The organism is Chitinophaga caeni (assembly GCF_002557795.1).
GTDB lineage: Bacteria > Bacteroidota > Bacteroidia > Chitinophagales > Chitinophagaceae > Chitinophaga > Chitinophaga caeni.
This window is the reverse complement of record NZ_CP023777.1, coordinates 4,603,944-4,616,073: the sequence shown is the minus strand read 5'-3', so window position 1 is coordinate 4,616,073 and position 12,130 is coordinate 4,603,944. Positions and strand designations below refer to the sequence as shown.

The 12,130-nt window shown below is 42.4% G+C and carries 11 protein-coding genes; 9 read left to right on the top strand and 2 right to left on the bottom strand.

Going from position 1 to position 12,130, the window contains the following annotated elements; all coding sequences use genetic code 11:
- Nucleotides 1-5: 5 nt before the first annotated feature.
- The 8 genes from COR50_RS19310 (at nucleotide 6) to COR50_RS19275 (ending at nucleotide 6,819) form a co-directional block, all read left to right on the top strand.
- A complete protein-coding gene (locus COR50_RS19310; RefSeq protein WP_098195517.1) occupies nucleotides 6-1,355 on the top strand; it encodes a DUF4876 domain-containing protein in 1,350 nt (449 codons plus the stop codon).
- A gap of 79 nt (nucleotides 1,356-1,434) precedes the next feature.
- On the top strand, nucleotides 1,435-3,000 hold the full coding sequence (locus COR50_RS19305) for a DUF6850 family outer membrane beta-barrel protein (RefSeq protein ID WP_098195516.1): 1,566 nt from the start codon (nucleotides 1,435-1,437) through the stop codon (nucleotides 2,998-3,000).
- 572 nt (nucleotides 3,001-3,572) lie between these two features.
- The gene (locus COR50_RS19300; protein ID WP_098195515.1) at nucleotides 3,573-4,103 is read left to right on the top strand and encodes a YceI family protein; all 531 of its coding nucleotides are present in this window, start codon (nucleotides 3,573-3,575) and stop codon (nucleotides 4,101-4,103) included.
- Nucleotides 4,104-4,163: 60 nt separating this feature from the next.
- Nucleotides 4,164-4,736, top strand: coding sequence for an NADPH-dependent FMN reductase (locus COR50_RS19295; protein WP_098195514.1), 573 nt, complete (start codon nucleotides 4,164-4,166; stop codon nucleotides 4,734-4,736).
- Nucleotides 4,737-4,843: 107 nt separating this feature from the next.
- Nucleotides 4,844-5,212 carry a DUF1304 domain-containing protein gene (locus COR50_RS19290; RefSeq protein WP_098196322.1) on the top strand — a complete coding sequence of 123 codons (369 nt, stop codon included), beginning with the start codon at nucleotides 4,844-4,846 and terminating at the stop codon, nucleotides 5,210-5,212.
- A gap of 39 nt (nucleotides 5,213-5,251) precedes the next feature.
- Complete coding sequence (locus tag COR50_RS19285; protein ID WP_098195513.1) at nucleotides 5,252-5,809, top strand: Crp/Fnr family transcriptional regulator; 558 nt, start codon at nucleotides 5,252-5,254, stop codon at nucleotides 5,807-5,809.
- 114 nt (nucleotides 5,810-5,923) lie between these two features.
- Nucleotides 5,924-6,241: a hypothetical protein gene (locus tag COR50_RS19280; protein ID WP_098195512.1), complete on the top strand. Its 318-nt coding sequence runs from the start codon at nucleotides 5,924-5,926 to the stop codon at nucleotides 6,239-6,241.
- 104 nt (nucleotides 6,242-6,345) lie between these two features.
- Nucleotides 6,346-6,819 (top strand): hypothetical protein, encoded by a 474-nt coding sequence (locus COR50_RS19275; protein WP_098195511.1) that lies wholly within the window; start codon nucleotides 6,346-6,348, stop codon nucleotides 6,817-6,819.
- A 1-nt stretch (nucleotide 6,820) separates the two neighbouring features.
- Here COR50_RS19275 and COR50_RS19270 read toward each other — a convergent pair whose 3' ends face one another.
- Complete coding sequence (locus tag COR50_RS19270; protein ID WP_098195510.1) at nucleotides 6,821-7,717, bottom strand: NAD(P)/FAD-dependent oxidoreductase; 897 nt, start codon at nucleotides 7,715-7,717, stop codon at nucleotides 6,821-6,823.
- 103 nt (nucleotides 7,718-7,820) lie between these two features.
- Nucleotides 7,821-8,699 (bottom strand): helix-turn-helix domain-containing protein, encoded by an 879-nt coding sequence (locus tag COR50_RS19265; RefSeq protein ID WP_098195509.1) that lies wholly within the window; start codon nucleotides 8,697-8,699, stop codon nucleotides 7,821-7,823.
- Between the two features lie 249 nt (nucleotides 8,700-8,948).
- Between COR50_RS19265 and COR50_RS19260 the strand changes: the two genes are divergently transcribed.
- Nucleotides 8,949-12,116, top strand: a complete 3,168-nt coding sequence (locus COR50_RS19260) for a SusC/RagA family TonB-linked outer membrane protein (protein ID WP_198405708.1) — start codon at nucleotides 8,949-8,951, stop codon at nucleotides 12,114-12,116.
- Nucleotides 12,117-12,130: the final 14 nt, after the last annotated feature.

The following is a 12,130-nucleotide window of genomic DNA, read 5'->3' as shown; positions in this document are numbered from 1 at the left end:
TAGAAATGAAAAAAATAGCTACCCTGTGTTTATTTAGTATTGCCTGGTTGGTTGCCTGCCGTAAGGATGATGCTCCTTCTATTAGGCCGATCGACTTAACCGTGGAGCTTAGTTTTGATGCTGATAATAAGGATTACGGTTTCCCTGTAGAAAATATTGAAGTGGCCTTAACAAATACAAATGGTGGCGCACCTATTTACGCTAATACGGATGCGTCCGGGGCTGCTTTGTTCCCCCAGGTCAATGCAGGGCTGTATAATATCTCTGCCGTATTTAAAGTATCCCCGGCCGCTTATTTGGCAAAAACCGGTGTGTCTGTAAAGGATTCCGTAGTTTTTAACGCGGTAGGCAACAATGTTAATATTTATGCTGCTACCAATATTTCTAAAGTGCAATTGAGCTTGGTACCCGGTAAAGTTGGTGATTGGGTTATAAAACAAGTTTATTACGCAGGCTCGGATTTGAAGGATGGCGCCAGCTTCCGTGACCAGTTCATCGAAGTTTATAATAATAGCAACGATACATTGTATGCCGATAGCTTGTATATCTCCCGTTTGTGGGGGCTTCAAACTCCAAGTAGCGGCTATAAATATTACCTTGTAAACGATGCTAACGGCCAATTTGACTGGACAAAATCATTGAACATGCCAACCGGTATCGATGCTAACAAGGACTATGTTTACATGAGGGACCTGTTCATGATTCCCGGTAATGGTACAACGTATCCCGTTGCGCCCGGTAAAGGATTGTTGATAGCATCTACCGGTATCAACCACAAGCAACCTTTTACAGATGATAATGGGAAAGATTACAGTGTCAATAAGCCTGAATTAACGGTAGATTTATCACAGGCCGATTTTGAAGCTTACCTCGGGGATGCGGTAATTGCCAACGGCGGTAATAAAGCCGCTTACGATTTGGATAATCCCGGCGTAACTAATTTGCGCGTGGTAAAATACGATGCTACAGAATGGATTTTGGATAACCTCGGCCGCGATAGTTACGTAATCTTCAAAATGCCCGGCGGTGAAGATGCGGGCAAGCTACCGGCTTATAATGATCCTTCCATAACGCCGCCGACTGCAACAAGCAAGGTGAGGATTCAATTACCGGTGGCATACATCATAGATGGGGTGGAGGTGATGCCAAATGATGTGAGCGACTTGATTCCGAAAAAGCTGCAAGCTAGTTTGGACGCCGGTTATACTTATGCGCCGGCAGGGAAATATAGCTCGCAGTCCGTTATTAGGAAAACAGCTAAAACGGTGAATGGTAGAACCATTCTCCAGGACACGAATAACTCTACCGTCGATTTCGATTATTTCGAAGTGGCTACGCCGCTAGGGTTTAAATAAGATTATCATTATATAAAAATCAACTGTTAAGCCTATATCCCGGTGGTGATCGGTATAGGCTTAACTAATTCAATTGAAGATGCGCCGGATAGTATATCTCCTCTGTGTATTTGAATTATTTTCGCTGGCTGTTATAGGCCAAGATATTCCCGGAGACTTTCGTTTAGCGGCGGATTCAACCCGCTGGAATGCCTACCGATTAGCCCGTGATCACGCTTTTTGGATGGAAGAATTAATGCCTACTAAGTACAGCCAAGCAATTATTAAAGGAAATATAGTCAACGGTAAATTGATGGACGCCCGCGATGCAACCAATATTAAACGGGTGCAGGCTTCGAGCGAAGGGATAACGGAACTCTCGGGATTTAAACTATTCGGATCGTTTAGTTATACAAAGGTCCTGGAAGATAGTACCCGCATGACCCAGCAATCCAGGGATAACCCAACGGCGCCATACGCTTTCGGATCGGTGAAATACAATCATTATGAAAGGTCCGTGTATGATCTCAAAGCAAATGCGTATAAAAATTTAACCGGTAAAAACTTGCCCTTGGCTATTGGTTTTGATTACAAAATCGGCAAACATTTTAGTAATAATGATCCACGAGCAGATATCGCCACTTTTCAGATGGATATAAATGCTACGCTCGGTTATAAATTATTGGATGATAAGCTGAAGATCGGTGCAGGGTACAGGGGTGGATACGGGAAAGAAGAGATCGCTATCGGGTTTAAGAAGGATGCTTATTATCAAAGTACCCGTTATCCCGATTATAATAACAGGCTATTTATAGGTTATGAATATGATTTTTGGCATAACAACAACCGCAGCTACCAAACCGATTTTAGACGTTCCGGGTTCGGCTTATATGCCGAGTATCAACAAGGCCACCACCGCGCATTAGGGCATTTCGAATATACCCATGAAAAGCAAGATTATGCCTGGTACGGTTCCAGTATCGATCCTTATGAATTGAGTTATTACGGTGTGGATTATAATGACCTCGGGTTGTTATATATGTACCGGCAAGATTCCAGTACGAACTTGTCAGTAAATTATAATATGAAAATGTTATACGGGAAGGATTTCGTCCTATTTAAATACCTCGGTAATATCACCATTAACGAAATTATAAACCATGAATTAACGGTGAGAAGATCACGCTCCAATCTACATAAAACTAATAATATGAGCGTAGGTGTCCGGTATAATTCCGATTCAAAGAAAAACGGGTTATATGGAAACGTGCTTGCATACGATCACCTGGTTGGAAACCTAACCTGGGGACAACAATTTTGCTTGAAGGCACCCGGCAGAAGCTTGGGTTACGATTTGAGCCTCATGTACCGCTATGTTTTAGATCAAACATTTGTTATGCCCGGTTCCAGCGAGAATGTTTTCGAACAGTACGTTATTTATCACGACTATATTTACAATGCTTCGGATATTATGGGCATCGGGGGGCAATTGCAGTATAGTTTTCTTACCGGGAAGACTGTCCATGTTGGTCTAAAGCTGGGCGCAAACTATCAATTTTCCGTTAAAGAAGGGCAGTTGCCGGGTGGTGGCATATCGAGGACCGTGTTATCAACACCGGGCAAAGAGCGTTTCAATTTAAATGCGGCATTACAATTATTTTTTTGATCGAAACTGCCGGTTAATCCCTATGTATATTCAACCTGTAATTTCTTGGAGGCTGGTACCATGGCGGATGCTTTTTGCCGGGCTGGTCACCAGGTAACTGTCAATTTTTTATTTTAGTGGAAATTTAACTACATTATACTGCTGCATTAGCTATTCTTGTTAATATATTTGAATGCCTAACAAATCGCTTGGGTAAAAAGTTATTTATATTAACAAGAGTACTATCATCATTTATAATCATTGTTGTCCGGCTAAAGATGCTTTAAAGGTACTTGAATTCCTTACCTGGTCAAGGATGTAAGGGAAGGATGATACATTCACCCCCCGCCAAGAGAACCGTGGAACTTCGCACTGTTGATAGCGAAGGGTAGCTTGGCCATACAGTAGTAGCAAGGCCAGGTCGAGCGATCAAATTGGTGGCCGTAATGGACAATTTATGCCCTTTTTTGGTGCTTTTTTGGGCAAGCAAAAAAGTACAAGAAAGGAGCAGGTGAACATTGAATCGAACTATCGAGGGATCAAATTGCTCCCCGGTTAAAATTTTGTCGGACAACAATCATTTATTATTATACATGTCTGCCTGGATTATCGACAAAGCCCATTCTGAAATACATTTCAGGATAAAATATTTAACAACAGCAACTGTAACCGGCGCGTTTAGGGAGTTCACAGGGAAAGTGCAAACCGATGGTATGAATATAGAAAACGCGGCCATAGAAGTTAAGTTGATGATTGGAAGCATCAGCACTCACCATGCAGTGCGGGATGAACACCTGCGTTCTTCCGATTTTTTCGAAGCCAGCAAGTACCCGGAAATACATTTTCAGTCAACGGGGTTTCATCATCGGTATGACGATCGTTATAATTTAGAAGGATTGCTAACGATAAAAAGATATACGGAACCCGTAAGTTTGGAAGTTGTGTACGGTGGGATGGAAAGGGATCAGCAAGGAATCTTGAAGGCCGGGTTTGAAGTGGCAGGTTTGATTAACCGCAAACAGTTCGGGCTAACATGGAACGCTTGGACGGAATCGGGGCCATTTGCTTTAGGAGATATGATCCAGCTGGAAGCAAACATTGAATTGTTGCTCGTTGATGCATAGAAAACTTATGATTATAGTGATAATTTGATTGTAAATTCAGAAATTTAACAAGAAGGATATATGTTTAAACTTAAGATTATCAGTTCTAGCGTTCGGCCGGGGAGGAAAGGTCCGATAGTTGGTAAATGGGTGGAAAGTAGCATGCAGCAGTTAGCAGGGTTCGAGGTGGAATTTATCGATTTAGGAGAATTAAATCTTCCCATGATGGATGAACCATACCATCCCAGGATGCAAAAATATCAACATGAACATACGAAAGCCTGGGCCGCTAAAATCGATGAAGCTGATGCTTTCGTTTTTGTGACGGCGGAATACGATTATAATTATCCCGCTCCTTTGAGGAATGCTTTGGAATATTTAAGTAAAGAATGGGCCTACAAACCTGCCGGTATCGTGAGTTATGGTGGTATTTCTGCCGGGACCCGCGCATTCGTCGGCCTGAAAGGGGACCTGTCTTCTTTCCGGGTTGTGCCCTTAATGGAATCAATAAATATCCCTTTTTTCGATCAATTTATTAACGATTCCGGGGAATTTGTGCCCAATAATGCCACCATGAAAGCCATGGATGCGCTGATTGCCGAATTGCCACGCTGGACTAAAGGCATGCAACTGATCCGGGAAAATCGATTATAAAAAATTGGTACAATTCATTTCGATCCATGTGATAAGGTCTTTATCGCATGGATTTTTATTTACTGGAATCCCTGGATTTGTTTAACTTTCCTTTAAATACTATCTATATGAATCTTACTTCCCAGGTACTTGTATTGATCGTATGCCTGGAACATTTATACATCCTTTGGATGGAAATGTTTGCATGGACTACCGTTGGCAAAAAGACCTTCAAAGGGGATTACCCGGAAGGTTTTTTTGAATCAACAAAATCATTAGCTGCCAACCAAGGATTGTATAACGGTTTTTTAGCGGCAGGACTGGCATGGACTTTTTTTATAGATGAAGATGCCTGGGCGCAAAAGCTGGCATTCTTTTTCCTAGTATGTATCGTGATTGCGGGAGTATACGGGGCATTAACCGCGAGTAAATCAATCTTTTTTAAACAGGGCTTACCGGCAATTATTACGATCCTGGTTATATATTTCACGAATTAGAAGCATCATCTCCTTACAAAGACTTACATATTTGAAATCATGGAGCAGTTATTGAAGGCATTCAACGATGTCTCGCCACTAGGTTCAGGAGCCGCCAAGGATTTAGCTGCACTTTTCGCAGCGGCAACCCTTTCGCAAGAAGCATTCTTTGCCCGTGAAGGCACCTTCGATTCAAAGATTGCATTTATAAAGCAAGGCATTACAAGGGCATATTTTATTAACCGTAACGGGGAAGAGCTGACTAAAATATTTAGCAGGGACCTTGGTTTTATTTGTCCTTACACATCGGTATTAACGCGCACAAAAAACATGATCAATATCCAGGCGATAACTGATTGTAAATTGTTCGTGGCTGATTATTACGAGTTGGAAGCATTATTCGATAAGTATCCCGAGATCGAAAGGGGGATCCGCAAGTTTGCAGAATATTTCTTTATACAACGCGAACGGAGGGAGGTCGGTTTGGCAACCTTGGATCCCGCCGCAAGGTTGAAAGCTTTTGAAGAAAATTATCCTGGCTTAGCCGCACAAATACCGGGTCAATATTTAGCTTCTTACCTAGATATACCGATCAAGGAGTTGAAAAATATCCTGTAATGCCGACATGTAACCGGTTTTATAAAACCTGTAGACACATGTGAAAAATTTTCAAATTATATTAAATTACCGTATATTGGTAAATATCTAATACATCCTACAAATTTATATGCCATGATTCTTACCTCCTTGTCAATTTTAGCCCTATTGTTTTTTGTGGCGCATGTTGTACTATTGTTTACTTCGTTCGGGAAAAACGGCTATCAAAAGACCAAGTATTTATGGTCGCATCTCACTTTATGGATTTGCGGTATCGTTGCTTTTTTAATTACCTGGTTTTATGCCGGGAAAGGGCTTTCTTCCACGGTAGATCTTTTTGATACCACTACCAAGAAAGTTGGTATACTGGTCGTGGTAGCGGTACTTTCGTTGATTGCACATTCAATTGTACGATTATTGGTATTACCGCGTTATATTGAGCAAAAGAAATAGATAGCAAAAGTTATTTAATAAAATGCCGGGGAAACACCCGGCATTTTTGTTTATACCAAGAAGGAAGTAAAAATATCGAATGATTATATTTGTATAAAACTGGTATGGCAAAACTATTCATACATCAACTGGCTACCGATCATGATTCGCGGCCGCCAATTTCAGGGAAAGTTCGTGAGCACCTGCAAGCTTTAGCAGATAAATGGATCATGGCTGATAAGGATGCCGGATTTGACCAGGATGTTTTAATTGACCTGTATTTTATCGATCCCAATACGGAGGGCCCCAGCGATATTTTTTTACAGCCATCCAAGAAGATTAAACCTGGGCTTGCCAGGAAACCGTTTACAGTTTTCATCCCGCAAACTTTGATCGAATCAGCTTCAGATCCATATAAAGCCACGATTCAATTAATGGTAGATACAGTCATCCTCGTATTTAGCCGCGAATTTCCCGGTCTGAAACCTGGTAGTTTACCGAAGTTCAAAAAGGCTGTCGATTATGAATATTTAATGTCATTGCCGTACCCGGCTCCATTCGATGAACAGCAATATATAAGTGATAACATCGAAGGATGATTTATTCCAAGGGTTTTAATAATTCCCGCTGGATAGCAACTCCTGCCATCTGTCCCCTGGATACCGCGTTAGCAACACTTCTTAGCATAGTGGCATTATCCCCGGCTGCAAAAATTCCTGCTACAGTAGTTCTCTGAAATTCGTCGGTAACGAGTTTCCCGTAATCATCCAATTTACAACCCAGGCGAATAGGGATATCGCAATGCTGTTCCATCTTGGGATGTGCATACATGGCTTTAAGTCCCTTGAGATGGAAAGAAGCGAACTCGATGGCTTCGAGATACCCAAGTTTATGCGTTATACGCTTGATCGGCTCCTCGATTATATTTATTTTATTCCGTGTTAACAGCTCCTTTTGCGAGGGTGTTAATTGCGATGGACCATTAGTTAAAACGGTCAATTCTGGGTTCCAATGCCGGAGTAGCTTGCTCATTTCTAAAGCATGGTCGCCATCTGCCATAATAGCGATCGGCTCGTCTTTCACTTCGTAACCGTGACAAAAGGGACAATGTATGATAGATATACCCCAGCATTCTGCAAAACCCGGGATGTTGGGCATTATATCCCGTACGCCTGTCGCAAAAATTATTTTCCTGGATGTTATTGCTTGTCCACCTTCTGTTTTGATAGTAAATGTACCATCGGTTCCTTCTACGGAAATGACCGTATCAGTTAACCATTGAACCGTTGGGTACCGCAACAGTTCTGCCTTCGCAATCGATGCAAGCTCCGCAGGCCGGATACCATCCCTGGATAAGAAATTATGGGAATGCGGCGTTTGACGGTTACACGGCAACCCTGAATCGACGATGTAAACATTCCGCTTGGATCGTCCTAATGCTAATGCCGCTGATAAACCGGCATAACTTCCCCCGATTATAATTGCATCTTGTTTCATCTGGCAAATATAATGTAATGCAACGTTGTTGCAAAAAATAATTTAGCGTGGCAATGGAAGAGGATTTAGTAATAGGCTAGGGGGTTCTACTAATCTTAACCTGTTAAATGAAGATCCTAGTTCCTGAAAACCGGTCCCTAAATTCTTTCGGAGTGCAATTCTTTTTTTTCTTAAATATCCTGTTGAAGTTGGAAATATTATTGAACCCGCAGTTATAGGCGACTTCCGCTACCGATTGCGTAGTATCTATCAGCATCCGCGTGGCATGTCCCAACCTAATATCGTTTAAACTGTCAACGAAAGTGTTGCCGGTTCGTTGTTTAAAAAAGCGGCTGAATGATACTTCGCTCATGTTGGCAATTTTGGCGAGTTCCCCGAGGCTGATCGGCTTGTCAAAATTTTGATTCATATACTCAAAAGTCTTCTCGATCCTGCGGCTGTTATATGTCGGCAGTTCGTAATTGGAAAAGTTTACATCTGCCAGCATCCTGAAATTTCTCGAAATAGATAGGTCGTGTAATATGGACATCAGTTCCAATATAGAATCGAAGCCTTGTTTTTTGTTGAGTTGCAAAATCCTCGGGGCTACTAACTGGATCGTTTCGTCTGAAAAAAGGATGCCCCGGCTCGATTTTTCAAACATGTTGCGGATAAAACTAAGCTGGTTCCTACGCAGCAGCCTGTCATCGAATAAATCTTTATGGAATTGTATAGTAACCTCGTGTATTTCCGGGCTTTTACAGTCATGCGTGAACCAGGCATGCGGTACGTTGGGACCAACCAGCACGAGCTCCCATTCGCCTATTTCATCCATATGATCACCTACAACTCTCTTGGCGTTCTTGGCATTCTTGATCAAGTTCAGTTCATATTCTTCATGTAAATGCAGCGGGAAATCAAATTTAGATTTGCGCCTGCTGAAAATAGTAAAGCAGTCACTTTGAGTGAGCGGTGTGATTTCTTTTAATATGCCAGTTTTCATAATCGATGGAATTGCAAATATAAAAGGAATTTGCCCTTTTATTGCTTCAAATGTAATGAATTGATTGTAAAATTAGTATCAGTTTGTTGATATAGCATATTATACTGAAAAATGGCTACAGTATTGATCCGGATGCGCGTTTTTTATCTTGATAGTAAGATATAAGTTGAAAAAATATAAACATAAGATAAAAAAGTATTTATATCTAGCTGCATTGTGGTCATACTTTTGAACAAATAATCCTACGTTATGAAAAAAATTCTACGCTTCAGTGTAATGCTGTGCCTATGCAGCATACTTACACATATTCCTGCCTATGCACAGGTCAAGAATATCAAGGGGGTGATTCATGACGATAAAGGAAATGCCTTGCCCGGCGCTACCGTGAAAGTAAAGAATCTAAATGTAGCGGTAGTGACGGATGCCGATGGTAAGTTTACCATCAACGTGCCTGCTGAAGGTAAGGTATTGGTATTCTCTTTTATCGGATTGGAAACCTCGGAAGAACCTATCGGTCAGAAAACCCATTTCGATATCATCCTGAAAACTGCTGCCAGGAACCTCGGTGATGTAGTCGTGATCGGTTACGGTTCCCAAAATAGGCAGGATGTAAACGGTTCCGTTTCTTCCGTTAAGGCTAAAGATATCGAGAACTTGGCCCAAAGCAGTATCGATCAAATGCTACAAGGAAAAGCCGCGGGGGTGATGGTTACCCAAAACAGCGGTCAACCCGGAAGCTTAACCTCCGTTAGGATCCGCGGCGTTACGTCGCTTACCATGAGCAATGAACCGCTATATGTTATTGATGGTGTGCAGATAAGTGGCGATGGCAGGAATGCAAGCAGCAGCGGTAGATCCGTTGTTTCCGGCCCACAATCTTTATCCGGTGGCGGACAAACAGCCTTGAGTCCATTAGCCGCCTTAAACCCCAATGATATACTATCAATTGATATATTAAAAGATGCCTCGGCTACTGCCATCTTCGGTTCACGCGCTTCAAACGGTGTCGTAATCATCACTACCAAGAAAGGAAAGAATGGCACCGGGCGACTTAATTACGACGGCTATTACGGTATTCAACAACCTTCCAAATACTTGGATGTAATGAACTTGCGCCAATATGCTACCCTTGAAAACGAATTGGCTACTGCTTACGGAGTAGAGCCCAGGCAAGAGTTTGCTGACATCAGTTTATTAGGTAAAGGAACAGATTGGCAAAGGGAAATTTTCCAGGATGCCGCCATGCAGAACCACAGCCTTTCCTTTTCAGGTGGTAAAGATGGTGTTAACTATTATTTATCCGGGGGCTTCATGGATCAAGATGGTATCGTAATCGGTTCATACTTCAAAAGGTACTCGGTACGGGCCAACGTGGATGGACAGGTAAACCGCTGGTTGAAAGTGGGGACCAATATTACGGCCAGCCGTACCAAGGAAAATATCACGGTAAACGATCTGAAGGAAGGTATCGTTAGCCTGGCACTACAGCAGGCGCCGGATATTGCCGTGTACAATATGGATGGAACATTTGCCGGGCCGGAAGCGGGAAAAGATGATGGCGAAGGGAATGAAAACCCGGTGGCCAAGGCTTTAAGTGTTAAGAACTGGGTAACGCGGAATAAAATATTGGGAAATATTTACGCCGACTTTACCTTCTCCAAGGATGTATCATTCCGATCTGAATTAAGCGGGGATTTTAACTTCGCGGGTAATACTATCTTTAAGCCGACATACAAATGGGGCCGTTTCGAAAATAAGAGCGCTACCTTATACGAAGGAAGGAACAACAGTATCTTTTGGTCTGTAAGGAATTATTTGACTTATCATCATGTTTTTGATAAACATTCCATTACTGCCATGGTCGGACACGAGGCGATGGAGTCTAGCTGGGAAGGCATTTCCGCGATGCGACAGGGATTTTATACAAATGATATTTACGCGATCGATGCAGGTAGCGTTGACGGTGCTTCGAATGGTGGCTACAAGGGTAGCGGATCGCAACAGTCTTTTTACGGCAGGGTTTTATATGATTTCAATAACCGTTACGGTTTAACTGCTACGATGCGGGCAGATGGTTCTTCAAAGTACGACCAGATCGCTAAAAATCAGTGGGGCTATTTCCCGGCTTTCGCGGCATCTTGGAAGTTGTACAATGAACCTTTTATGCAACAAATCAACAAGGTAGTGAACAACATTCGCCTAAAAGCTGGTTGGGGCGTTGTTGGAAACCAAGATATCGCGGGATTCCTTTACGGTTCTTCCTTGGCCGCGGAGCCAACCGGTATGGGTACGGGTTTCAGAACGGCGCGTTTCCCCAACCCGGATCTAAAATGGGAGTCTGCAACACAGACCAATATCGGTATCGATTTCAGTGTACTGAACGAAAGATTGTTTGCAACGGTGGAATGGTATAGTAAAATCTCGAAGGATTTCTTATACCAATTGCCATTGCCAACTTATTTAACGGGAGCGCCCGATTATAATGGTGGTGTTGCCCCGCCTTATGTCAATTTGGGTAAGATGCATAATCAGGGTATCGATGTTACGCTGACTTACAAAACGATGCCCGGGAAAGATTTTAACTGGTCGAGTACCTTAACATTCTCCCAATATAAAAACAATGTACAGGAATTATATTTAAAGGATTTTGATATAACTAAAACATTGACTTCAGGCTTCTTGTCATTTCCATTAACCAGGACGATCGAGGGGCAATCGATGGGTTTGTTCTATGGCTATAAGGCTGATGGAATATTCAAAGATGCCGCTAGCATACATGATCAACCGAGGCAATTCGGTGCCGATTTTGGCGAAGCCAACGGTGAAACTTGGCTCGGTGACGTAAAGTATGTAGATGTAAATGGAGATGGAGAAGTAAATGAGCTGGATAGGACATTTATCGGCTCCCCGCATCCGAAATTCACTTTCGGTTTTAATAATACGTTTTCATATAAAAACATCGATTTAAATATCTTCTTACAAGGTTCTTACGGGAATAAAATCTTGAATTTAACGAAAGTATCTGCCGGTGGATTACAAAGGTTATACACGAACCAATTTGCGGATGTAGCAGATTTTTACCGCGCTGATAATACGGATACTGATATCCCGCGAGCCAGGAGGGGAGATGATAACCCGAACCTTTTCCTGAGTGATCGCTTCATGGAAGATGGATCATATCTGAGGATACAAACGGTGAATTTAGGATATAATTTTAATCCCGCTTTATTACGCCGCTTGCATCTCACGAGGCTGAAGGCTTTCGCGAGCGTGCAAAACCTTTACACTTTCACGAAATATAGTGGATACGATCCCGAAGTAGGCGCCTATAACGGGGATGCCTTGCAATTGGGTATTGATAACGGTAGGTATCCAACACCGCGCGTAATTACGTTCGGCTTAAACGCGGAATTTTAATTCGTCCACCAGAA

Bases quoted from the DNA above. Each gene is read 5' to 3' on its own strand.
- COR50_RS19300 (WP_098195515.1), top strand. From the start codon at position 3,573: ATGTCTGCCTGGATTATCGACAAAGCCCATTCTGAAATACATTTCAGG.
- COR50_RS19295 (WP_098195514.1), top strand. From the start codon at position 4,164: ATGTTTAAACTTAAGATTATCAGTTCTAGCGTTCGGCCGGGGAGGAAA.
- COR50_RS19265 (WP_098195509.1), bottom strand. From the start codon at position 8,699: ATGAAAACTGGCATATTAAAAGAAATCACACCGCTCACTCAAAGTGAC.
- COR50_RS19290 (WP_098196322.1), top strand. From the start codon at position 4,844: ATGAATCTTACTTCCCAGGTACTTGTATTGATCGTATGCCTGGAACAT.
- COR50_RS19310 (WP_098195517.1), top strand. From the start codon at position 6: ATGAAAAAAATAGCTACCCTGTGTTTATTTAGTATTGCCTGGTTGGTT.
- COR50_RS19270 (WP_098195510.1), bottom strand. From the start codon at position 7,717: ATGAAACAAGATGCAATTATAATCGGGGGAAGTTATGCCGGTTTATCA.
- COR50_RS19305 (WP_098195516.1), top strand. From the start codon at position 1,435: ATGCGCCGGATAGTATATCTCCTCTGTGTATTTGAATTATTTTCGCTG.
- COR50_RS19285 (WP_098195513.1), top strand. From the start codon at position 5,252: ATGGAGCAGTTATTGAAGGCATTCAACGATGTCTCGCCACTAGGTTCA.
- COR50_RS19275 (WP_098195511.1), top strand. From the start codon at position 6,346: ATGGCAAAACTATTCATACATCAACTGGCTACCGATCATGATTCGCGG.
- COR50_RS19260 (WP_198405708.1), top strand. From the start codon at position 8,949: ATGAAAAAAATTCTACGCTTCAGTGTAATGCTGTGCCTATGCAGCATA.
- COR50_RS19280 (WP_098195512.1), top strand. From the start codon at position 5,924: ATGATTCTTACCTCCTTGTCAATTTTAGCCCTATTGTTTTTTGTGGCG.